Origin of the sequence: Companilactobacillus paralimentarius (assembly GCF_963227125.1) — a bacterium.
Taxonomy (GTDB): domain Bacteria; phylum Bacillota; class Bacilli; order Lactobacillales; family Lactobacillaceae; genus Companilactobacillus; species Companilactobacillus paralimentarius.
Genome location: NZ_OY724131.1, coordinates 1,075,937 through 1,098,621, shown reverse-complemented (window position 1 = coordinate 1,098,621; position 22,685 = coordinate 1,075,937). Strand labels below are relative to the sequence as shown.

General features: G+C 34.5%; 19 protein-coding genes and 1 tRNA gene. 10 read left to right on the top strand and 10 right to left on the bottom strand.

Annotated features, from left to right (window positions below):
• The first annotated feature begins 49 nt into the window (after positions 1 to 49).
• The 6 genes from ACI6PB_RS05165 (at position 50) to ACI6PB_RS05140 (ending at position 6,405) form a co-directional block, all read left to right on the top strand.
• Entirely contained in the window at positions 50 to 418 is a 369-nt protein-coding gene (locus ACI6PB_RS05165; protein ID WP_404327988.1) for a transporter, read from the top strand.
• A 1-nt stretch (position 419) separates the two neighbouring features.
• Positions 420 to 1,088: a hypothetical protein gene (locus tag ACI6PB_RS05160; protein ID WP_404327841.1), complete on the top strand. Its 669-nt coding sequence runs from the start codon at positions 420 to 422 to the stop codon at positions 1,086 to 1,088.
• Between the two features lie 115 nt (positions 1,089 to 1,203).
• Positions 1,204 to 2,577 (top strand): DUF4041 domain-containing protein, encoded by a 1,374-nt coding sequence (locus tag ACI6PB_RS05155; protein WP_025084974.1) that lies wholly within the window; start codon positions 1,204 to 1,206, stop codon positions 2,575 to 2,577.
• 85 nt (positions 2,578 to 2,662) lie between these two features.
• Positions 2,663 to 3,265 carry a hypothetical protein gene (locus tag ACI6PB_RS05150; protein ID WP_404327989.1) on the top strand — a complete coding sequence of 201 codons (603 nt, stop codon included), beginning with the start codon at positions 2,663 to 2,665 and terminating at the stop codon, positions 3,263 to 3,265.
• Between the two features lie 53 nt (positions 3,266 to 3,318).
• Positions 3,319 to 4,908 carry an SIR2 family protein gene (locus ACI6PB_RS05145; protein WP_404327990.1) on the top strand — a complete coding sequence of 530 codons (1,590 nt, stop codon included), beginning with the start codon at positions 3,319 to 3,321 and terminating at the stop codon, positions 4,906 to 4,908.
• A 348-nt stretch (positions 4,909 to 5,256) separates the two neighbouring features.
• Positions 5,257 to 6,405: a tyrosine-type recombinase/integrase gene (locus ACI6PB_RS05140; protein ID WP_404327991.1), complete on the top strand. Its 1,149-nt coding sequence runs from the start codon at positions 5,257 to 5,259 to the stop codon at positions 6,403 to 6,405.
• A 204-nt stretch (positions 6,406 to 6,609) separates the two neighbouring features.
• Here the strand turns inward: ACI6PB_RS05140 and ACI6PB_RS05135 are convergent.
• The 4 genes from ACI6PB_RS05135 to ACI6PB_RS05120 form a co-directional block, all read right to left on the bottom strand.
• Positions 6,610 to 6,699 (bottom strand) — tRNA-Ser (locus ACI6PB_RS05135).
• Positions 6,700 to 6,726: 27 nt separating this feature from the next.
• Positions 6,727 to 7,245 (bottom strand): adenine phosphoribosyltransferase, encoded by a 519-nt coding sequence (locus tag ACI6PB_RS05130; protein ID WP_025085743.1) that lies wholly within the window; start codon positions 7,243 to 7,245, stop codon positions 6,727 to 6,729.
• A 21-nt stretch (positions 7,246 to 7,266) separates the two neighbouring features.
• On the bottom strand, positions 7,267 to 9,576 hold the full coding sequence (recJ, locus tag ACI6PB_RS05125; RefSeq protein ID WP_404351119.1) for a single-stranded-DNA-specific exonuclease RecJ: 2,310 nt from the start codon (positions 9,574 to 9,576) through the stop codon (positions 7,267 to 7,269).
• A gap of 115 nt (positions 9,577 to 9,691) precedes the next feature.
• On the bottom strand, positions 9,692 to 10,351 hold the full coding sequence (locus ACI6PB_RS05120) for a class A sortase (RefSeq protein WP_404327962.1): 660 nt from the start codon (positions 10,349 to 10,351) through the stop codon (positions 9,692 to 9,694).
• 172 nt (positions 10,352 to 10,523) lie between these two features.
• Between ACI6PB_RS05120 and galE the strand changes: the two genes are divergently transcribed.
• From galE to ACI6PB_RS05105, 3 genes are all read left to right on the top strand, one after another.
• A complete protein-coding gene (gene galE, locus ACI6PB_RS05115) occupies positions 10,524 to 11,516 on the top strand; it encodes a UDP-glucose 4-epimerase GalE (protein WP_025085746.1) in 993 nt (330 codons plus the stop codon).
• A gap of 419 nt (positions 11,517 to 11,935) precedes the next feature.
• Positions 11,936 to 12,181, top strand: a complete 246-nt coding sequence (locus tag ACI6PB_RS05110; protein WP_404327833.1) for a hypothetical protein — start codon at positions 11,936 to 11,938, stop codon at positions 12,179 to 12,181.
• Between the two features lie 631 nt (positions 12,182 to 12,812).
• Positions 12,813 to 14,045, top strand: coding sequence for an ISL3 family transposase (locus ACI6PB_RS05105; RefSeq protein WP_227005137.1), 1,233 nt, complete (start codon positions 12,813 to 12,815; stop codon positions 14,043 to 14,045).
• 154 nt (positions 14,046 to 14,199) lie between these two features.
• On the opposite strand, the gene ACI6PB_RS05100 is transcribed toward ACI6PB_RS05105, so the two are convergent.
• The 6 genes from ACI6PB_RS05100 to ACI6PB_RS05075 all read right to left on the bottom strand — a co-directional run bounded on the left by ACI6PB_RS05100 (position 14,200) and on the right by ACI6PB_RS05075 (position 21,544).
• Positions 14,200 to 15,240: an alpha/beta hydrolase gene (locus ACI6PB_RS05100; protein WP_309511008.1), complete on the bottom strand. Its 1,041-nt coding sequence runs from the start codon at positions 15,238 to 15,240 to the stop codon at positions 14,200 to 14,202.
• Positions 15,224 to 16,417 carry an MFS transporter gene (locus ACI6PB_RS05095; RefSeq protein ID WP_404327832.1) on the bottom strand — a complete coding sequence of 398 codons (1,194 nt, stop codon included), beginning with the start codon at positions 16,415 to 16,417 and terminating at the stop codon, positions 15,224 to 15,226. Before ACI6PB_RS05095 ends, ACI6PB_RS05100 begins: the two co-directional genes overlap by 17 nt.
• 91 nt (positions 16,418 to 16,508) lie before the next feature.
• Entirely contained in the window at positions 16,509 to 17,342 is an 834-nt protein-coding gene (locus ACI6PB_RS05090; RefSeq protein ID WP_404327831.1) for a helix-turn-helix domain-containing protein, read from the bottom strand.
• A 58-nt stretch (positions 17,343 to 17,400) separates the two neighbouring features.
• The gene (locus tag ACI6PB_RS05085; RefSeq protein ID WP_404327830.1) at positions 17,401 to 18,705 is read right to left on the bottom strand and encodes a dihydrolipoyl dehydrogenase family protein; all 1,305 of its coding nucleotides are present in this window, start codon (positions 18,703 to 18,705) and stop codon (positions 17,401 to 17,403) included.
• Between the two features lie 63 nt (positions 18,706 to 18,768).
• The gene (gene lepA, locus ACI6PB_RS05080) at positions 18,769 to 20,616 is read right to left on the bottom strand and encodes a translation elongation factor 4 (RefSeq protein WP_025085752.1); all 1,848 of its coding nucleotides are present in this window, start codon (positions 20,614 to 20,616) and stop codon (positions 18,769 to 18,771) included.
• An 85-nt stretch (positions 20,617 to 20,701) separates the two neighbouring features.
• The gene (locus ACI6PB_RS05075) at positions 20,702 to 21,544 is read right to left on the bottom strand and encodes an AraC family transcriptional regulator (RefSeq protein ID WP_025085753.1); all 843 of its coding nucleotides are present in this window, start codon (positions 21,542 to 21,544) and stop codon (positions 20,702 to 20,704) included.
• Between the two features lie 107 nt (positions 21,545 to 21,651).
• On the opposite strand from ACI6PB_RS05075, the gene gap reads away from it, so the two are divergent.
• Entirely contained in the window at positions 21,652 to 22,665 is a 1,014-nt protein-coding gene (gap, locus tag ACI6PB_RS05070; protein WP_056955939.1) for a type I glyceraldehyde-3-phosphate dehydrogenase, read from the top strand.
• Positions 22,666 to 22,685 lie beyond the last annotated feature (20 nt).

The following is a 22,685-nucleotide window of genomic DNA, read 5'->3' as shown; positions in this document are numbered from 1 at the left end:
CAAATACTGACGACACTAAAAGCTGAAATTTAGGGGGGATTTTTTTATTATGAAAAATCTAAAAATAAATATCTGGACTGGGATTCTGGATATTATTAACTGTATTTTATTTGCTGTCTCATGGCCTGTTATTTTTAGTACGGCTGCAAGTGATGCATTTGATGGTACAAGTATGACAAACGGTGCAGGAACGTTCTTCTATGTTATGGCCGCAATCGGTTTAATTATTAATGTTATTGCTCTAATTCAAAGTAAACAACACAATATTTCAATTGTTGGACCTGTTCTAGGAATTATTGGTAACGCTCTATTCTTCTTGTCAGGTGCTATGGCATTCCCTGCTATGGTTGTATTAATCGTTGGAACTGTATTCGAATTCCTACATCACCCATCAAAAAATGCTAAGGCGGTAAATTAATATGAACAAAGGTAAACCATTCTATAAAATTTGGTGGTTTTGGTTAATTGTCGTTGTCTTAGTTGTTATTATTTTTGGAATGATTGGTGGCGGCGGAAGTTCATCTGATGACGATACTTCTAATAAGGCATCTGGACACACTACAACACAAACAGAAAAAGGTACAAAATCATCTTCAAATAAAGATACCTTGGATATCAATTACGATAATCACAAGATTTTAGATCAAAAATCTTATGACGTTTCATTTAATGATAATTCTTGGCAACCAGCCAACATTAAAGTCTCAAAGGTATCTATCTTTAAATTGAATCCATACACTTCAGATGATGACTCAAATACTAAAGCTGAGGGCTATATTATCATTCATATGAGTGTCGCAGCTAACAGAGACATTACGACTTATCCTGATCAAGGTACCTTAGTAACAAACGACGGACAACAAGTAGATGCTGTTCTTGATACCGTTAAAGGGTACAAAGAAAATTGGGCGGGAGAAATCTCCAAAGGTGTTACAAAACAAGGTGATATCCTCTTCCCTATTGAAAAGCTAAGTAAGATTAGTGATATGAAGACATTACGTCTTAAATTTGATGCTTACTATGATACAGACAATTATGAAGATGAAAATGCTCAACATGATTACGACATAACTTTAAATTTAAATTAATAAATGGCCGGCAACGGCTTTTTATTTTAGACAGTTCCAAAAAAAACAAATTTTGGGGATTTAAAATACATTCAAGATATGAGGACAAAAAAACTATTTTGTAAGGGGTAAAATGATGTCACTTTCTGACTTATTCAAAACACAACAGTACAAAGAAACTATAGAAACACTTAAAAATGAAAACGCCGAACTCACAAATAGGAACAATGAACTTACTCAACAGGCCAATTTAAAATTAACTGCTAGTCAAATGAAACCGGCTGAATTAAATGAACTAATTAAAAAGAAACAAGATGAATTAAGCTCAAAAAAATCTGAACTTAGTAACATAGTGAAAACACATGAAAGCACATTGTCTAAATTAACCACCGAAGAGTCCAATTTACGTAATGAAATTTCGAATTTAACTTCACAAATATCATCACTGAAAAAGGAATTGGATGACACTGAAGATAAATTGAACATGCAGTCGTACGGACTCTATAAACCACGTTATGATTTTGCAAATTCTCTTGGATATAAGGCTCGTCTTGATGAGGTCCGTCAAACACAAAAAAGAATGATTCGTAGCTTTGAAGCATACTCTATTTTCACCCCAATGACCTTAAACAACTCAGAAGCAAAAGGCCGCTCAATGCAAAAGAAAAACGGAAAACAACTGATTAGAGCCTTTAATGGTGAATGCGAAGCTGCAATCAACAAAATAACTTATTCTAATATAGATCGTATAGAGAAACGTATACATAAATCCTACGACCAATTGAATAAACTAAATGATCCGAATGGAATTTCTATTGCGCCTGAATACTTGGACAGCAAGATAGATGAACTACATCTAGCATATGAATACTCTGAAAAGAAACAAGAGGAAAAAGAAGAATTACGTGAACAGCGTGAACGTGAACGAGAAGATAAAAAAGCACAAAAGCAAATCCAAGACGCTCAAAAGAAATTAAATAAAGAACTTGATCATTATAAAAAAGCACTCGTAGAACTTACTGCTAAATTATCGACTTTAGAGGGAAAAGAACGTGACGACGTTCAGCAAAGCATTGATGAACTAAATCAAAATATCTCTAAAGGTGAAGCAGAGAAAAATGATTTGGATTATCGACAAGAAAATGCCACGGCTGGTTATGTCTATATAATTTCAAATATCGGCTCTTTTGGACCAGATGTAGTAAAAATTGGCGTTACAAGGAGACTTGATCCTCAAGAACGGATTGATGAATTAGGATCCGCATCTGTTCCATTCAAATTTGATGTTCATGCATTTATATTCTCATATGATGCATATTCACTAGAAGCCGAATTACACCAACGTTTTAATGATAAACGTATCAACAAAGTTAATAATAGAAAAGAATATTTTCACGTATCAATTGATGAAATTGAAAAAGTCTTAGAAGAATATAAGGATTTGACGGTTGACTTTAATGAGATTCCAGAAGCAGTTGAATATAATCAATCATTGGCTTTGGAACATTAGGGTTTATATTTTATTAATTTATATAACACAAAAATAATTAACAGTAATTCTGGAATCTATTATTCACGATATGGGGGATATCAAGATGAAACGTATTATCACATCTGCTCTATTAATTGCTACTACCCTTTCGCTAACAGCATGTTCAAATAACAAGTCAGCCAGTTCTTCTGCTGAAAAAAAGGATAAGACTACCCTAGTTTCTAAGAAGAAAACTGACAAAAAGAAAAAGGCTTCTTCAGCTAAGAAGAAGTCCCCTAAGAAATCTGATCAAAAAAAGGATAGTAACAATAATCAGCAAGCAACTGATCAGAATGACGCTCAACAAAATAACACCAATCAACAAGCTCAAAATCAGACTTCTAATCAATCTCAACAGGCTTCAGGCACAAATCAACAACAAACATCTCAAAACGATCAAAATACACAGCAACAACCAGCTCAAAATACACAGCAACAATCTAGTGGTATTTCTTATGATGAAAATACTTTGACAGGATTCGTTAATAAATATGGTGTCTCGCCTGCTTTATACAAAGAACAACACGGAATGTCAACATTGCAAGCACTTCAAAGTACGCCAGATGATATGAAAACATTTGGTGAACAACAGCTTCAAACAGGTATGGAACAAGGGTATATCGATGAGAACGGTAACTACATTGGTCCCGATTATTCAGGTCAATAATTTTGAATATATAAAAAGCCGTGCCGTAGCATGACTGAAGGAGATGATTTTATATGAGTCTTAAGGATATAGAAAAAAATAACATTTATCCCATTGTTTTTATCGGATCAGGAATCTCAAAACGATACTTAAAAAACTTTCCTTCATGGATGGAATTGCTAGAAGAATTCTGGAAGCAAGTAAGTTCGGATGATTTCTACAAATATTTGGGTTCCTTAAGAAATAATTTAAAAGACAGCTTCAGCGATGCCGATGATCTTAACTTTGCGGTTAACACGAGAGTGGCAACTGAAATCGAAAAAAGATATAACAAATTATATTTTGATCAAGAAATCCCTCTCAAAGGTCTAAGCTCTAAAGAAGTTTATGAAAAGAATCTTTCACCATTCAAATATGCTGTGGCTCAAAGATTCAAAAACTATGAAATTAAAGATGTATACCTTAAAGATGATAATAGAGAATTTAAATTATTTAAATCATTTTTAGCAAAAGCCAAAATGATAATTACAACAAACTACGATACCTTCATTGAAGATATGCTCCCTGAAAAGCCAAATATTTATATAGGTCAGCAGGGATTCTTTGAAGATACAACAGGATGGGCAGATCTTTTCAAAATTCACGGTAGTGTTACCGATACCAATTCAATTGTTCTTAATTCAAGTGATTATGCACAATATGACAAAAACTCAATCTTAATCAATGCCAAGATTATTGCCTCAATGATTGATGCCCCCATATTATTTTTAGGATATTCATTAACAGATAGAAATGTTACAGCCTTACTATCTTCATTTTCTTCTCAGACACATGTTGAAAATGATTATAAGCGAATTACAGTGATTCAATACTCTAGCAATATTCATAATCTGAGCGAAGTCATGCAGAATAGTACTAATGGTATTAAATATGCCTCTATTGAAACGGACAACTTTGAAAAAATTTATGAGATGATTGGAAAGATAAATGAAGGATTATCTCCTCATGAAATCATGAAATTCAATACTGCTATAAAAAAATTGATTGTAACAAGAGGAACCACCGGCGCATTAGATGCAGTTCTAATAACACCATCCGATATGGATAATGTTATTGATGATATCGATATGAACCGACCAATAGTAGCTGCTTTGGGTAATGATAAAAACATTTATATAACCCCAACTCCGACCGACTATATAAGAGATTATATTCTCGAAAAATTTGATATTCTTCCTGAAAATGCCCTAAGGTTTATAGCAAGGGATCGAGGAAGATATCCCCTTCTACATCATTTTTACAATTGTGATTTAGATAAAGCTAACTTAGAGGATTTTGAAAAGGATAGAATAAAACAACGCCTTAAGTATGATTTTGATTTAGATAAGTTGAAATTTAGTTTGAACAAATCACATAAAATAAAAAGTACAGATTTTAACTCCATACTCAAAAAACATATGAAATTATCCAAGGAACTGGGTGTTCTGGTTTATAATTGTGATTCATTTGACTTCAAGGATTTTGATAATTACGTTAAAACAAAAGCACTTCCTAACTTTATTGAAATGTATAAGGAAAGATCTCAAAAGAATGGTAATGAGAAAAGTGCGTATAGAAAATTATTTGTAGCTTGGGATATATTGAAATTCAAAAAAGAAAAATAAGCATTCATCTCTCGTACCCACTTAAGGATAGGAAATGAATGCTCTTTCTTGAAATGAAATATTTCTCGTACCCGCTTAAGGATAGGAATATCTCATTGACAAGATTCATGATATGGCATTATGGATTTCAAGTCAAATGATAATTTAAACATTTTTAAATAAATAAAATTTAATAACTAATTGTTAATAATAATTGGCCCATATTTGGCCTTTTATTTTTATCGCCAAAAGAACATATGTGCCCCATAAATTGACATTTTCTTCATATTCGTCAATAGAACTATAAAAAATACTCAAAACAAGACAAATCTTATAAAACAAGTTTACGAAAGAAAGGAAATTGTAATTATGGCAACAATTCATAAACGCAATGGAAAATGGGAATATCGTGTTTCCTATAAAGATCCTACTACTGGCAAATATAGAAATAAAACAAAGGGCGGGTTCGTCAGGAAAACAGAATGTGAGGAAGCCGCTAGGAAAATTGAATTACAAAAATCAAATCATGCTAACCTTGCAAAGCAAGATATGCTTTTCTCTGATTATTTTAAAGAATGGGTAGAATTATATCGCATTAAGGGTAAATCACATTCTACGGTTAATAGATACTATTTTGCGATAGATGTAATCAAGAAGTACTTTCCAAACATGAGACTAGTTGATGTTACTAAAGCAGACTATCAGCATTTTTTAAATGAGTTTGGCAAAACTCGCACAAAAGTAACCGTTAGCAAATACAACAGTTTTTTTAGATCAATGTGTGAAGATGCAATAGCTGAGCAATTAATCTATACAGACTTCACTAGAAATACAACCATTGTTGCCGGTAAGGAATCAAAAAGCCCTGATGAAAAATTTCTTGAACCTGATGATTACATAAAACTGATTGAAGTTGCTAAAATGCATACTTCTATTAATGATATATCATCAGCTGAAGTATATTTAGTAACACAAACAGGAATGAGATACGAGGAATGCGCGGGGCTTACTTGGAATGATATCAATTTTAATAAAAAAGTAATTCGTGTCAATAAGGCCATCGAAAATGATACTCGTAATCAAAAAACTACCAAGACACCTGCTGGTGTTAGGTATGTTGATGTTAGTAGTGACTGCATTAATGTACTTAAAAAGCTCAAAATTGGTCAGGAAGAATACTTCAATAGAATTAATTACACTGATCCTTACAATTATGTTTTTAGAAGCAGACGTAAAGAAACTCCTACTTCTCAATCAGTCAATCAGCAATTAAAGAAATTGCTAAATGAAATCGGTGCAAGCAAAATAATTAATTTCCATGGAATTAGACATACTCACATATCCTACCTACTTGATCAAGGCTTTAATCTTAAATATGTATCAAGACGTGTTGGTCATAAAACAACCGCTACTACATTAAAATATTACACTCATATGTTCGATTCAACATCGCTTGAGCAAAGTAGTGATCTTAGAAAATTATTTAACGGCATTGAAGAAACTAATAATAATGATTAGTATTAATGCAATATTTTGCGCACACCTTTTTTGATGATTTTTTCCTGCGCAAAATGGGACAATGAATCTTCCGCTGCGCAAAATTCTGCGCAAATAACATTTAAATTCTCTTACATTTTTTATAAAGCAAAAAAAGAGGAACACCGTTAATTCGGTGTTCCTCTAACTGTTTTTGAGAACTTTTGTTCTCTTTTATTCTAAAAAAGGAGAGTACAGGATTTGAACCTGCGCGCCTGCTATAAAACAGGTTCGTCGGATTTCGAGTCCGATGCATTACCACTCTGCCAACTCTCCATAATAAAGGCCTTTAGGCCCCTTTTACTAGTATTGCATAAGAGTAAACATATCATACCCTTTTATTTTATCACGTCCGTGCAAATCAGTTAACTCAATTAAGAAAGCTGTTCCAACTACGATACCGCCCAATTTTTCAATTAACTTAATTGTAGCAGCTAATGTGCCACCAGTCGCCATTAAATCGTCAACAACTAAAACTTTTTGTCCTGGTTTAATAGCATCTTTTTGCATGTACAATGAGCCTTGACCGTATTCAAGATCATATGTGACTGAAACAGTCTCTCGAGGCAATTTTCCCTTCTTACGAGCAGGAGCAAAGCCAATACCCATGTTATATGCTACCGGACATCCCACGATAAAGCCACGTGCCTCCGGTCCTGCAATCATTTCTGCACCACGACTTTTAGCATACTCAACAATCTTATCGGTTGCTGCAGCATATGCCTTGCCATCAGCCATTAATGGTGAAATATCTCGAAATAGTACACCAGGTTCTGGAAAATCTTGAACATTAGCAACATATTTCTTAAAATCAATATCCATTTTTAAAATTCCCCATTCAACCTAACAATGGCAATCATAATCACTCATCCAAGATAAGAGATCGTCAAAGTTGGATTCAATTAATATTTTTTCAACTTCATTGCGTTGTAATCTCTTCAAGTATGTCGGAGATTCAATCAATTCGCGTTGTTGTGAAGCATCAGCTTTTTCAACAAAGCCATTTACCATTTTAACAAAATTTAACTCAAAAAACACTTTTAAATAAAAATCAACGTCATTTTTTTCAAAATTTAAGTATTTTGCGACCAAATCCATCTGATTTGCCTGAATATTTTGGTGAGAGTAGATATATTTTAACAACTCTTTCATCTTCACCATATCCGGCTTCAAATAACCATTAGCTAGATTCGTATGGAAGAACAATGCTGTGTGCTGCGACTTATTCTTTTTAATGAATTTCTTAAATAAATCCAAATTGTGCGGACGGTCATAAATCAAAACATTATCACCAGACACATCTTCATCGTAACGAACCATATTGACTTGTAATTTAGAACGTTTAGCAGCTTCATAATACGCTTCATTAAAGAAAACTACATCATCGAAGTGATTAATTATCTCCGTTGATATACGTTTATTTCGATAATCGAGATAAACTTTTTTCAATTCTTGTACTTTTTGAGCCGCTGGTGAAACTTGAAAATCATCCAACATCAATTGAAGATTCTTACGGCCAGCCCACTCATTAATACCTAACTCACCGTAAACATCGCAGACATCAGTTTCCTCTTCTTGAGACTTCTGATACATACCAAATCCAATGGCATCAACTTGATGACTCTGATCAGCCACCTGTGTTTTCAAATGTGTACCATCTTTTCCGATTGAACGAGGCTGAGCTAACTCAACATTAGTCAATTTGATTACTGGTTTAGGATTTCCCATTCCAAATGGTGCTAAACGATTAATTTTTTTTATCAAATCGAAATTCAAATCAGCAATCTTCAGACTAAGATCATACTTTTTGACTACAGGTGCATGTGGATCAAAATTCTGTTTGGCAGGTTCAGCTTGTATTAATTCAGTCAATTTATCCAATTGGCTTTCTTCAATCGAGAAACCACAAGCTTGGGCATGTCCACCAAAGGCCGTAAATAAATCTCGATATTGATCCAAGGCCGTAAACAGGTTGAATCCTTCAGGACTGCGGCCAGATCCCTTCATCACACCACTATTTTCGTCAAATTGTGTTGCCAAAACCGGCTTATTCTCTTGGTCCATGGCACGACTAGCTACAATTCCTAGAACACCTTGATGCCAGCCATTCCCCTTCAAGATTAATACACCATTATCTTTTTGAGCTTCAATTTGATCCTGAGCATCGTTGAAAGCTGAATTGACTAATTCTTGTCGATGAGAGTTAATATCTTCAGTTTCATCAACAATCTCTTTAGCAAAAGTTTCATCACCTGTTGTCAACAATTCAACACCAGATGAGGCATTATCCAAGCGTCCTAAGGCATTGATGCGGGGTGCAATTTTAAAACCGATATCCTCTTCAGAAATATCGTTAACTTTAATTTTACATTTTTTAATTAGGGTACTTAAGCCCACATGATGATTCTGACGCATCTGTCTAAGACCTTCAGAAACAATGACACGATTCTCGCCCTTAAGAGCCACTGAGTCGGCTACAGTACCAATTGCAGCTAGGTCTATCAATTCCAACGCTTCATCGCCTAGAAGTGCATCAGCTATCTTAAAAGCCACTCCTGCACCAGATAAGTATGGGCAAACGTATTCTGCACCAGGAATAGTTGGATGAACAATTGCGTCAGCTTCAGGTAATTCCTTAGGCAAATCATGGTGATCAGTCACAACGACTTGAATACCTTGATCTTTTAAATATTTGATCTGATCTTTACCACTGACACCGTTATCGACCGTGATCAACAAATCAATTCCCTTATCGGCTAATTCTTTATAACGATCCAAGTTAGGGCCATAACCGTCTTTAAAACGATCTGGAATGTAAAAAATAGGTTTAGCTCCTAATTTTTGCAAAGTTAATTTCATAATTGAAGTACTTGTAACACCATCAGCATCGTAATCACCATAAATAGCAATCTTCTTCTGTGATTGTACAGCATCATCAATTATTTCCAAGGCTTTATCCATATCATGCAAACCAAATGGATCCTGTAGTTCATCTACATTGCTATTTAAAAAGGATTCAATCTCTAAATTGTCAGTTATACCTCTTTCTATCAATAACTGAGCTACGATATTGTCGACCTTTTTATCTGTCGCAAATTTTTCTATTTCTTGTTTTGAGGGATTTTTACGCTTTTCCCAATTTATTAATGTCAATCCATCACCTACTGTCAATTAATTATAGCAATTTTTGAACGTAAAAAAAAAGCCTTGAAAGCATCATTACAATTTAATTTTGTAAATTCTGCCTTCACAAGCTTTTAAGTTACTATTAAGAAAAGACTGCTAAAGTAGCCTTATTCGCTGGTTCATTTCTGACAAGTGATCCTTGTAGAGCCCAACGATTAGTTCCTCCATCAGCACATGTGATCAAAGTTAAAATATTTTGCCCCTTCACATCATCTAATAAATAAACTGCTGTTGGTGGAACAATTTTCTTATAGTAAATTTTATAAGTGTAAACACGTTTCATATTAGTAATATATGCTAAATCACCTATTTGAGCATTTTCCAATGGTGAGAAAAGCGCACCCTTATTAGTCATGTAGTGACCTGCCAAAGCATAATTATTCTTGCCCATTTTCTCGTTTTCTTTCATCGTACCACCACCAGTTGATAGAGCATTATCGCTCAAACCAACAACGATCGGTAAACGAAGATCGACTGATGGAACAGACATTTTTCCGATTACTGCGGCATCATTATTAACGGCAGCTTTAGCTACTTGACTAGCAGAAATAGGTTTCACCTTGTTAAAATCAAATTGTCCCTTTTTCTTCTGATTTGCTTTGACTTTGTCAGCTGTCAAACTACTCAAATTACGATTAGAAATTTGCTTAACAGCATATTCCTTAATTGGTTGATTAAAAATTAAAGCTAGAGCTATCAATAAAACAAGGATAGTTCCAAAAATTGAAAAGAATTTCTTCATCTTTTTCATTCCGTTCCAATAAATTTACAATATGCAATACAATTTTAATATTAAAACATCTGTCCAAAAAAGTTAAGTCTTTAATCTTTTTCTAAAAACTTCAATAATATCAACATTTAAAAGCTTATAAATAAGCTATAATGTAATTATAAATGAATCTGGAGGTAATTTTATGAGCATTCTTGTTTTAGGTGGTGCCGGATACATTGGTTCACATACAGTAGACCATTTGTGTGAACTTGGTTACGACGTCATTGTAGCAGATAACCTATCAACCGGTCATCAACAAGCTATCAATTCAAAAGCTAAATTCTATCAGGGAGATGTCCGCGATAAGGAATTTTTGATCAAACTATTCCAAAATGAAGACATTACTGATGTCATTCACTTTGCGGCCTTTTCAGTTGTTCCTGAATCAATGAAGGACCCTCTTAAGTATTTCGACAACAATACAAGTGGTATGATTTCATTACTTCAAGTAATGCATAATTTTGGCGTTAAACACATTGTCTTCTCATCAACTGCCGCAACTTATGGCGAACCTAAACAAATTCCTATTAAGGAAACTGACCCTACCGTACCTACTAATCCATATGGTGAAAGTAAATTAGCCATGGAAAAAATCATGCACTGGTGTGACGTAGCTTATGGTATTAAATTCGTTGCCTTGAGATACTTCAATGTTGGTGGCGCAAAGCCTGATGGCACAATCGGTGAAGATCACAATCCTGAAACTCACTTGATTCCTGTTGTCTTGCAAGTTGCTGCTGGACAACGTGATGAATTGACAATCTTCGGTGACGACTACGATACTAAAGATGGTACTAACGTCCGTGATTATGTCCACGTTGAAGATTTAGCCGAAGCTCACCGTTTGGCTATGGAATATCTTCGTAGTGGTAATGACAGCAATGTCTTTAACCTTGGCTCATCTACTGGATTCTCAAACAAGGAAATTCTTGAGGCAGCTCGTAAAGCTACTGGTAAGGAAATCCCTGCTAAAATTGGTCCAAGACGTCCCGGTGATCCAAGTACTTTGATTGCTGATTCAACAAAGGCCAGAACAGTTTTGAAGTGGCAACCTAAGTATGATGACGTTGAAAAAGTTATCAGTGATGCTTGGAACTTCAAATCAAAACATCTAAATGGTTACGAAGAAAAATAATTAAAGAAACAGTTACTGAAAACAAAATTTCAGCAACTGTTTTTTTTGACATTTTAATATTCTTAAAACTAATTTTAATGCCAAATTTAACTAACTTGGAGTCACCATAAACTACGGTTGAAATTAATGATATCTTTAAATTCTTGTTGATTTGTAGCACCCCCCTTGAGCGATAATGTTCTTAATCTAATATTTGCAATTCAAAGATGACCTTCTTTTGGGAAAACATCTTAATTCACAATGTAAAATATTATTTTTTATTTCACTTCTTGATTAAATATACAGTAGATGTATTATGGAAGCGATTACAAAGACGCTATATGTGCATTTGATTTGAATCAAACGTTTGATAATTCCATAATAGATGAATCGAATAAAATATTGAATATGTATTTATTTTAGGTTAGGAGAAATGAATTATGCATAGCATTGATAGAGCATTCACTACCCTTCAAAATCCTTACTATGGGGGAAATATTTTTGATGAAAAACCCATTCAAGTAACATTGATTGAAAAAAAGCATACTAATAAACTGGAATCTCAATCGAAAAGTATATTTAGAAGTATATTGGGAGAAAAAAAATCTTTGACTGTTCAGTTGAAAATAATATTAATCTCGCAACAAATAATAAGAATGTATTTTCAATTCCATTTGAGAAAGTAGAATATATCCAATTTGGAATCATCCGAAGCCTTGGCTATGTCAACTGGGGAAATCCAGTTGTCCCAACTCCTATTTACTCTATGTTGATATATATTAAAACCTTTGATAGCCATTACGGCTTTTTTGACTTTGCTATAAATAAATATTCTGAATATAAAACAGTCTTTCAAGATCACAATATCCCCTTAGAAGATCCTTTTAATTTAAATGAATTATCAAAATTGGAAAAAGTAAAATTGTATGACTATTTAAATAAAAATTACGATGAATTATCGAAAAAAGCTAATTATATAGATTAAAATCCGATGAACAAAGTAAAGATTTCATTAAATAAAAAAATCGTATCAAGTATCCGGAGACAGACTAAAAAATCGGGTGATCCCTTAAATTCAAGAAAAATTCTTCGGTAGATCTGTTTCTAATATTTAACAAAAAATGGCTGTACGATAAATAGAGTTGATAGGCATTTTGCCATCAACTCTATTTTTGTATACCATTTATTAATAAAACTATTTTAGAACATCAAAAAGACACCATCCATACCTTTAGATGTTCTACCCTCTACAGCTTCACAATGAAAGGAATTTGAATGATGTCCCTAAGTAATAAGTCTATACGAAACGCTCTTGAAATGAAAGATGAGAATATTATCTTTACTGAAGACTCAAAATTTATGTTAGTTAATGGCATCAAGTCCTTAGTCTATTTTGCAATGCTAACTAAACAGATTGACCGTTGTCTTAACTGTGGCCTTGCAGGCCACTTAGTTAAGAATGGATTTAATAAAAATATGATAGTCGCTCCATCATTATCATTACGTCCAACGTATATAAGTCTGAAACGTCAAAAGTATAAATGTAAATCTTGTAACTCTATCTTTGTAGCCAAAACTAGTTATGTTTGGGAATATTGTCAAATCGCACAACCTGTTAGACAAATGATCTTATCAGAAACTGCTTTTAATACATCATTGAAGGATATCGGCAGACGTTTTAACGTCTCCGATAAGACCGTTCAACGTATCATCGATGAAGAAGCCAAGATGCACAAGAAATCACTTCCTGAACATCTTCCTAAGCACTTGGCATTTGATGAATTTATGTCTACTGACAAGATGAGCTTTATTTGGTTAGATAGCGATAATCATCGTACGGGTGATATCTTGCCCAGAAGAACTTCATATCAAATCAGTAAATACTTCAGTCGATTTCCTTTGAAAGTCAGAAGACAGGTAAAAACTATTTCTTTGGATTTAAATGCCGGATACATTAATTTAGTACCAAAGTTGTTTCCAAAGGCCAAAGTCGTTGTTGATAGATTTCATATCGTTCAGATGATGAATCGTTCTCTCAATTCAACTAGAATACAGGTAATGAAACGAATGCCTAAAAGAAGTAAAGAATACTTGTTCATGAAGAGAGATTGGAAAAAATTCTTGGAATCATTCGATTCCATCGAAAAGATAAACCCTAAGTATCAGTACAGTGTTGGTTATTATGAAACGGATCTAAATTTAATCACAAAGTGTTTAGATTTGGACGAAGGTTTCGCCAAGTCCTACGAAGTATATCAAGATATTTTAAAGGCTATTAGAACAGGCGATACTGATACAATGAATCAGATACTACTCAATTATCATCCACTCAATACCGCTATGGATCAAACAATGACATCATTAAGAAAATATCGTAAACAAGTATTAAATGCACTGAAGCTTAAATATTCCAACGGATTTTTAGAGGGAATCATTGGAAGAATAAAAAAGATAAAAAGTAGTGCCTATGGATATCGTAGTTGGAACAACTTTACTGAACGTATAAATATTCAAATGTTTTGGCTTCGAGCAAGCTCATCAGCCAAATAAAAAAACAGCTAGACCATTTATGGTCTAACTGTTAACTTGAACCGCCATCAACTTGATTTGACGAACAGCCCAAAAAATCTAGTTTAGTGATTATAAAGTGATCACTAAACTAGATTTTTTAGATAGAAAAAACAATGTAATTATATTCCCAATCTTATTTCAAAATAAAATCAATTGCTTCATGCAAACAGTCATCAGCTTGAACAAAATCGCCAACTTTATCCATAAAGGCATGAGTCATTCCGTTATATCTGATATAAGTAATGTCGCCACCAGCTAATTTCATCTTGTTATAGAAGGCTTCCCCTTGGAGTCTTAAAGGATCAAACTCACCTATCATGAACAAAGTTTGGGGCATTTTCTTCAATAAATTCTCTGGTGCATTCAATGGTGAAATATACATACTTTCTGGATCACTATCACGAATATACCAATCGTTGATCATCCCTTGACTACCATTAAAGTTATTAATATAAGCTCTGATATCTTCGGCCTTTTCGCATCCAATTAATGGTTCCGGTGTATCAAATGTTGCCCTTCTCTTAGCATCTTTACCTTGGTAAGTAACAGGATACAATGCTACTGCCTTATTCAAATAGTTTGTTCCTAATTGACGATCTAATAATGATAATGTGTAAGCCAAATTACCGCCAGCTGAATCACCCATTGCTGTAATATTGCCAATTTTTAAAGCGGCCTTATTTTTTGCCAAGTAATTTAGAACTTGGTAACAATCAATTAAATCTTGAGGATATGGATGCTCTGGTGCCAATCCATAATCAACAGAAACTACTCGGACTTCACCAAAATCGGCTAACGCTTCACATGGATACTCAACATTATCCAGACTACCGCCGAAAAAACCTCCACCATGCATAAATAGAATTGTTGGTAAAGTTTCATTAGCCAAAGATTTTTGCAGATAAACACGAACCTTGACACCATTATAAATTGTATTAGTAATACTCAATTCTTGTTGACAGGTATGATTGGCTTTTTTCCAGCCCATTGACGAACGGATATCTTCGACTGTAACACTACCGTTCACTTCACTACCGAAGTCACCAGTATTAGTTTGTTTAATGGAATCCTCTAACTCTTCTTTAGCTTTAGGATCAAGATACCCTTCTGTATCTTTTCCAGGAACCAACTTCATTTGATAATCTGTATTTTTAACATTAACCTTTTCTAACAAAATACTTTCCTCCTTGAACGACCTTTTGATAAATAAGTGTAAAAATAGCAATCAACAATAAGAAACCAAATCCATATGCAGCAACTCTCATGTTCATATCTGGTTGTTGACTACCCATTAAACCAGACAAGTAATTGATCAAGGTTGGTGAGATGAAAACTCCAACATTAGTGAATATCAACATGACTGAAGAAGCTAAATTCTCCGAACCTTTTGGAGCAATCGTGTTAATGATCGTATAGATGAATGGGATCACCAGGGCAAAGCCTAAACCAACAATTACCACTCCAATAGTTACGTTAGCAATACTTGTCGCTCTGGATAAAATTGCAAAGCCAACAGCCATTAATGAGAACCCAACTACCAAAGTATATTGCTTCAATAATTTATGGATGAATCCATAAACAAAACCGATTGCCATGGATACTAACGTGAAGACGCCTAGAATTGTAGCTGCTTGACTACCTGTGCCCATATTCTTATACGTCAACAAATCGGCTAGTTTCACTGTAACTACCATGAAAAAAGCATAAATAAAGAATGTCATTACTGAAATTAGAATAACCGGCAAATTAACTTTTTGGTGAACTGACTTTTCATGCTTGACCGATTTATTCTCAACGTTAGGAATCACTACTCCAAAAATAATCATGATAGGCAATGCGATTGCGTAAATAATGAAAGTTGCATGCCAACCAAAGGCGATTAGATAACCTACTAGAAATGATAAAATTGAGCTCCCTAATGAACTGACCGAACTTTGAAAGCCCATCATCGTGGAGAGTTCATCGCCACCGTAAAAATCAGAAATCATACTGATTGCCAAAGAATTGAATAACCCAATTCCGACTCCTAGCAACAGCCTAGAAATAATAACTACATAATAATTGTTCGAGAATACTGGAGTTATTCCAAATATTAACGCAACAATAAGTCCAAATATTACAGTCTTTTTTTGACCCAAGAAATTAACCAAAATACTACTGATAAAAATACCAGCAATAATACCTAAATTAGGAATTGTCGAAATAGTTTCAATGGCTGAAGCAGATTGACCAGTAAAAGTTTTACTCATCAATGGTATTGCCGCAGCAATGTTAGGAGCTGCCATTAGCAACATTGATATCGACAGTAAAGCAAATTTAAACAGAAACGATTTAGTATTGATTTTTGTCATCGTATCACTCCTTGTCTTTCTTAATAACAAGTTTATTGTACGATGTAACCGTTTGCTGTAAGCGGTTAATAGTAACTAGTTTTAGGTCGTTTTATGACTTTTTTAACCTGAATCGATATTTTCCTGGTGTCTGTTTATAGACCTGAAGAAATAGTTTACTAAATGATTTAGGATTAGAAAAACCTGTCAAATCAGAGATAACCGCAATATTTTTATCCGTATTTGTTATCATCTCATAAGCCCTTTTTAGACGAATGTAATTTACATATTCCATTACACTCATCCCCATTTGTTTGCTGAATGTTCTGGATAAATAACCTGTACTCAAATGACCTGCTTGAGCTATTTCGTCTAACATTATTTTTTCACTGCTGTGTTGATTGATATAGTCGATTACTTTTGCCAATTTATGTAATGTAGGGATTCTGGGAAGTCCATGAACTGTGTTTTTATCGTGACTGCAATACTTTAGTAAATCATGTAGAATCAAGAACATATCGCTCTTTAATTGTAAATTACGGTATTCATCCTCTATTTGACCATGCTGATAGTACAAATATAAGTCATGCTTGATTATTGCTACTTCCTCTCTTTTCTTAGGAAGAACAAACCAGTAACTTTCATAATTCGGAATCTCTTTGATCAAAATTTCATATGGAATTAAAAAGGTTAAAGCTAAAGTATTCTTGTTTGTATTCATATTATCAACTGAGTGAATCTCGTTGGAATTGATAATCAAAACATCCCCTGATTTAGAACTAATTCTTTTACCACTAATGGTGAAATCAGCTGTTCCCTCAATCGGATAATCAATTTCAATAGCCTGATGCCAATGACGTAAAACATTCCCGTTAGCAAAACTATTAGTGTGCACAATCAATTTTAATAGTTGTTGACTCGGTTCAACCATCTCATGTCGATACATGCTTCTTCCTCCAAAAAAATAATCGTGAATCATCACGATTATTTTACAATACATTTATTTAGAATAAATACTCCAAATCACTACCAGCAGTTGGATAAGCTAATATTTCTTTCTTAACGTCAGCGTTGGTCATCTTCTGTTCAATTGCTTTTGTTAAAAGATTGATCATACTGTCAGCTTCATTGCTTAGAACCGTTGCACCAATAATTTGAGATTTATCATTTAAAACAATTCTGATCATTGCCTTAGGTTCATTAGTATGACTATAAGTGAACCAACTAGTTACATCTTGATCAACCACTTTGGCACCATTCTGTTCACCAACTTGAGCTAGCTTAGGAGTTCCATAAACGACTGTTGGTACTAATGGTATCTTAATATCATCTGTAGTCTTTCCTAAAATAACATTGCTAACATAGTCAGCTTCAAAACCGGCTACTGGTGTTAATTTAGGTGTCTTTGTTGAAACAACATCTCCGATGGCAAAAATTTTATCATTACTCGATTGTAATTTTTCATTCACAATTACACCATGGCGGTCCGCTTTGACATTAGCTTTTTCTAAATCAAGAATATCTACATTAGGAATTCTTCCGGTAGCACCAATAATCAAGTCGCTAGTCAAACTGAAATCATCTGCTTTCAATGTCAATTGTCCGGCTGATTTTATAATTTCTTTTGTATCAACATTGAAGTGAAATTTAACACCTTTAGTTTCCAATTGATGAACTAACTCTTGAGCATATTTTTCATTGAATGCTTTCAAGGGATGATCATTATGGTGAACTACATGAACCTCAGCTCCGGTCGCATTAGCAATTGTAGCCAATTCAAAAGCAATATAACCTGCACCGATAATTGTGATTGTTTTAGGCATCTGTTTGAGTGACAAGAAATCGGTACTAGATAGAAGATACTCTTTACCAGGAATATCTGAATAACTAGGACGTTGTCCTGTCGCGATAATAAAGTGATCGGCTTGATAGGTAGACTCATTAACGCTCAATTCTTTTTCTGAGACAAATTTAGGTGAGCCATCGATAGCTGTAATACCAGCATTGATGGCTCCTTTTTTACTTCCAGCAGACACTGGATCAGTAAAGGTTGCTTTAAACTTCTCTAACCCTTCCCAATTGACATAAGGGACATCACCAAACCCTTTACCTTTCAATTGAGTCATTCTATCTCTGGCCTCAACGGCACTTAACAAAACCTTTTTGGGATCACAGCCACGGTTAGGGCAAGTTCCACCCCATAAATTATTTTCGATCAAAGCTACATTTTGACCAGCTCCACTCAAGTCATAAGCTGCTGCTAGACCTCCTGGGCCAGCACCAATGACGATCGTATCAAATTTTTCCATATGAATCCCTCCAAATAAAAAAGCACTTATAATGTAAACACTAATTACATTATAAGCACTTATCTAATTTTTGCCGTCTTCTTTGCCTCGGTTAAGGTTCAAAACAGCCATGAAGGCTTCTTGAGGAATGGAAACTTTTCCGACTTCCTTCATACGTTTCTTACCAGCCTTTTGCTTATTCAATAGCTTATCGCGACGAGTTCTGTCACCACCATAAAGTTTGGCTGTAACATCCTTACGATAAGCTTTAACATTTGAACGAGCGACTACTTTGTTACCAATAGCAGCTTGAATAGGAATTTCAAACATTTGACGAGGAATAACTTCCTTCAATTTAGCAACGATATCACGACCACGCTTTTGAGCAAAATCTTTATGAACAATAAAACTCAAAGCATCGACCGGTTCACCATTAAGCAAGATATCCATTTTAACCAATTCACTTGGTTCGTAATCATCGACATCATAATCTAGCGAAGCGTACCCTTTAGTATTCGATTTCAAATCATCGAAGAAATCAAAAATAATTTCTAGCAATGGCAATTTATAAACTACGTTTACCCGATACTTGTCCAAATAATCCATTGTGACAAACTCGCCACGCTTATGTTGACAGAGTTCCATGACGGGACCAACGAAGTCCTCGGGAACCATAATTTCAGCTCGAACAAATGGCTCACGAACTTCTTTGATTTCAGAAACATCGGGCAACTCAGCTGGATTATCAACCACAATTTTCTCACCGTCAGTCGTCGTTACATGATAATCAACTGATGGCGATGTGGTAATCAAATCAAGATCAAAGTCACGTTCCAAACGTTCTTGAACAACATCCATATGCAATAGTCCTAAGAATCCAACACGGAAACCAAAGCCTAAAGCTTGGGATGTTTCTGGTTCATATTCCAAGGCAGCATCATTTAACTGTAATTTATCTAAAGCTTCTTTCAAATCTTCATATTTAGCATTGTCTACAGGATAAAGTCCAGCATACACCATTGGTGTACTCTTACGATATCCAGTCAAAGGTGAATCAGTTGGATTATTGGCAAGTGTAACTGTATCACCAACTTGAGTATCCTTAACTGTCTTGATACTTGCAGTAATATAGCCTACATCCCCAGCCATCAAATAGTCACGTTTAACGGCTTTAGGAGACATCACACCAACTTCTGTAACTTCAAAGGTCTTCTTATTACTCATCAATTGAATCGTGTCTCCGACCTTTACAACGCCTTCTCGAACACGTACATCCAACACAACGCCACGATAACTGTCATAAACTGAATCAAAGATCAACGCTTTGAGTGGTTTATCCAAATCACCTTCAGGAGCTGGTACATCAGATACAATTCTTTCAAGCAATTCGTCGACACCGATACCAGTCTTAGCACTCATCAAAATTGACGATTCGGCGTCTATACCTATCATCTCTTCAATTTCTTCTTTAACTTTATCAGGTTCAGCTGAAGGTAAGTCAATTTTATTGATAACTGGTACAATTTCCAAATCATTATCAATCGCTAAATAAGCATTAGCCAGCGTTTGAGCTTCAACACCTTGAGCAGCATCAACCACCAACAAGGCTCCCTCACAAGCAGCTAGAGAACGTGAAACTTCATAGGAGAAGTCCACATGTCCTGGAGTATCAATTAGATGGAAGATATAAGTCTTACCATCTTTAGCTTCGTATTCAAGTTCTACCGCGTTTAACTTAATAGTAATTCCACGTTCACGTTCCAAATCCATATCATCTAGGATCTGGGCTTTCATCTCACGTTTTGAAACAGTCTTAGTTCTTTCCAAAATTCGATCAGCAATCGTTGATTTACCATGATCGATATGCGCTACGATAGAGAAATTACGAATTCTTTTTTGTCTTTCTTTTAACTTATCGAGATCTAAATCCATAAATTATTCCCTTCCATCAGAAATTTATCATTCTTTCTATTTTACACTATTGTACTACTATGTTCTAGAGCATTGACTTGGATATTCACTGTTGTGCCGCTACTTTCCGACTAATATTGCGATATTGTGTTGGCGACATCCCTTTGCGTTGCCGAAATTGTTTCATAAAATAAGTATCATACTCAAAACCAGTTGCTAAAGCTATATCATTTAAAGTCATTCCTGTGTGTGTCAACATTTGTTCTGCAATATTCAAACGATATGATAATAAATACTGCATCGCCGTTTGATTAACTCGTTGTTTAAATTGTTCATTCAGTGACACACGATTTAAATGTACTAAATCTGTTAAATCATCTAATCTTATCGGTTGTGAATAATTCATATGAATAAAATTCAATGCAATATCTATTACGGATTGTGAATGAGACTCTTTTGACTGTAATAAGAGATTAAATATTTGAATCAAATACTGTTTGATACGACAGACCCATAAATCGTCACTTTGGGCGCTAACCTCCATCCCCATAGTAAAAAACCACTGCAAAAATTTAGGATAGACTTTTGTATCAAGTGGAATAACTCGATTATGTTCTTCAAATAAAGACAATCCCTTTTTTATGTGTGGCGTATTAGGAACGTTAATATCCTTCAACTGTGATACACGCACTGTCTCTAAAAAGATCGGAGCAAAACAAAAAATTGATGCATTAATCTCTGAATCAACTTTCAAATCATCATTGTCCTGTAAGCATAAGACGCATGGAGCCTTTAATTGAATTGGATATCCATTCAGAACTCCCAAAGCTTCATTCTCAGTTATTAAGACTAACGTATATTTTTTACTCAAGGATAGTTCCCGTAATTTTTGATGAGAATAAAAATCTATTTGAACAATTCGTTTTTTATGTCTATCAATTTGACTCATTTTTATCTCCTACAAATAGTATAGTTAAGCACTTCATTTATGACATTGTTGGTCAATTCATTTCTCGTTAAGATTACACATGTAATAAAGAGATGGAGGTCATCAACATGACAGTAAAAATTGGAATTAATGGATTCGGCCGCATTGGTCGTTTAGCTTTTAAAAGAATTAGTGAACTAAAGGACAGCAACCTAGAAGTTGTCGCAATTAATGATTTAACTAATGCTAAAATGTTAGCACAATTATTACAATTTGATTCTGCACACGGAAGATTTGAACACGAGGTCAAATCAGATGGACGTGACATTTTAGTCGATAACCAGAAAATTCATGTTTACGCTGAACCAGATGCCAGAAAAATTTCTTGGGTAAAAAATGATGGTGTGGATATTGTTCTTGAATGTACTGGATTTTATACTTCCACTGAAAAGTCACAGGCCCATTTAGACGCTGGCGTAAAGAAGGTTTTGATATCAGCACCAGCTGGTCAAATGAAAACTATTGTTTACAACGTCAATGATAATACATTAAATCCCGATGATAAAATCATTTCAGCTGGTTCTTGTACAACCAATTGCTTAGCCCCAATGGCTTACTACTTGAATCAAGATTTCGGCATTAAGGTTGGAACTATGACGACTGTTCATGCCTACACTTCAACACAAATGATTCTTGATGGACCAGTTCGTGGAGGTAATTTAAGAGCTGCTAGAACTGCCGCTATTAATATTATCCCTCATTCATCAGGTGCCGCTAAGGCCATTGGTTTAGTTATTCCTGAATTAAATGGCAAACTAAAAGGACATGCTCAAAGAGTACCAGTCATCGACGGCTCATTGACTGAATTAGTTACTATTTTAGATAAAGAAGTTACCGTTGATGACATAAATAATGCTATGCAACGCCATACCAAAAACAATCCATCCTTTGGATATGATGATAGAGAAATCGTGTCTAGTGATATTATCAATTCTACCTATGGATCTGTCTTTGACCCTACCCAAACAGAAGTAACTCAAGTCGGCAATCTGAACTTGGTAAAGACGGTTTCCTGGTATGATAATGAATATAGTTTTACTTGCCAAATGATTCGTCTTCTTAACAAGTTTGCTCAAATTTAAAAAACAAAAAAATAAGAACT

Coding starts and splice junctions, on each gene's coding strand:
- ACI6PB_RS05145 (WP_404327990.1), top strand. CDS start 3,319: ATGAGTCTTAAGGATATAGAAAAAAATAACATTTATCCCATTGTTTTT.
- ACI6PB_RS05075 (WP_025085753.1), bottom strand. CDS start 21,544: ATGAGTCAAATTGATAGACATAAAAAACGAATTGTTCAAATAGATTTT.
- ACI6PB_RS05155 (WP_025084974.1), top strand. CDS start 1,204: ATGTCACTTTCTGACTTATTCAAAACACAACAGTACAAAGAAACTATA.
- ACI6PB_RS05120 (WP_404327962.1), bottom strand. CDS start 10,351: ATGAAGAAATTCTTTTCAATTTTTGGAACTATCCTTGTTTTATTGATA.
- ACI6PB_RS05105 (WP_227005137.1), top strand. CDS start 12,813: ATGAAAGATGAGAATATTATCTTTACTGAAGACTCAAAATTTATGTTA.
- galE (WP_025085746.1), top strand. CDS start 10,524: ATGAGCATTCTTGTTTTAGGTGGTGCCGGATACATTGGTTCACATACA.
- ACI6PB_RS05150 (WP_404327989.1), top strand. CDS start 2,663: ATGAAACGTATTATCACATCTGCTCTATTAATTGCTACTACCCTTTCG.
- ACI6PB_RS05165 (WP_404327988.1), top strand. CDS start 50: ATGAAAAATCTAAAAATAAATATCTGGACTGGGATTCTGGATATTATT.
- ACI6PB_RS05095 (WP_404327832.1), bottom strand. CDS start 16,417: ATGACAAAAATCAATACTAAATCGTTTCTGTTTAAATTTGCTTTACTG.
- ACI6PB_RS05130 (WP_025085743.1), bottom strand. CDS start 7,245: ATGGATATTGATTTTAAGAAATATGTTGCTAATGTTCAAGATTTTCCA.
- ACI6PB_RS05110 (WP_404327833.1), top strand. CDS start 11,936: ATGCATAGCATTGATAGAGCATTCACTACCCTTCAAAATCCTTACTAT.
- ACI6PB_RS05140 (WP_404327991.1), top strand. CDS start 5,257: ATGGCAACAATTCATAAACGCAATGGAAAATGGGAATATCGTGTTTCC.
- ACI6PB_RS05160 (WP_404327841.1), top strand. CDS start 420: ATGAACAAAGGTAAACCATTCTATAAAATTTGGTGGTTTTGGTTAATT.
- ACI6PB_RS05085 (WP_404327830.1), bottom strand. CDS start 18,705: ATGGAAAAATTTGATACGATCGTCATTGGTGCTGGCCCAGGAGGTCTA.
- lepA (WP_025085752.1), bottom strand. CDS start 20,616: ATGGATTTAGATCTCGATAAGTTAAAAGAAAGACAAAAAAGAATTCGT.
- ACI6PB_RS05090 (WP_404327831.1), bottom strand. CDS start 17,342: ATGTATCGACATGAGATGGTTGAACCGAGTCAACAACTATTAAAATTG.
- gap (WP_056955939.1), top strand. CDS start 21,652: ATGACAGTAAAAATTGGAATTAATGGATTCGGCCGCATTGGTCGTTTA.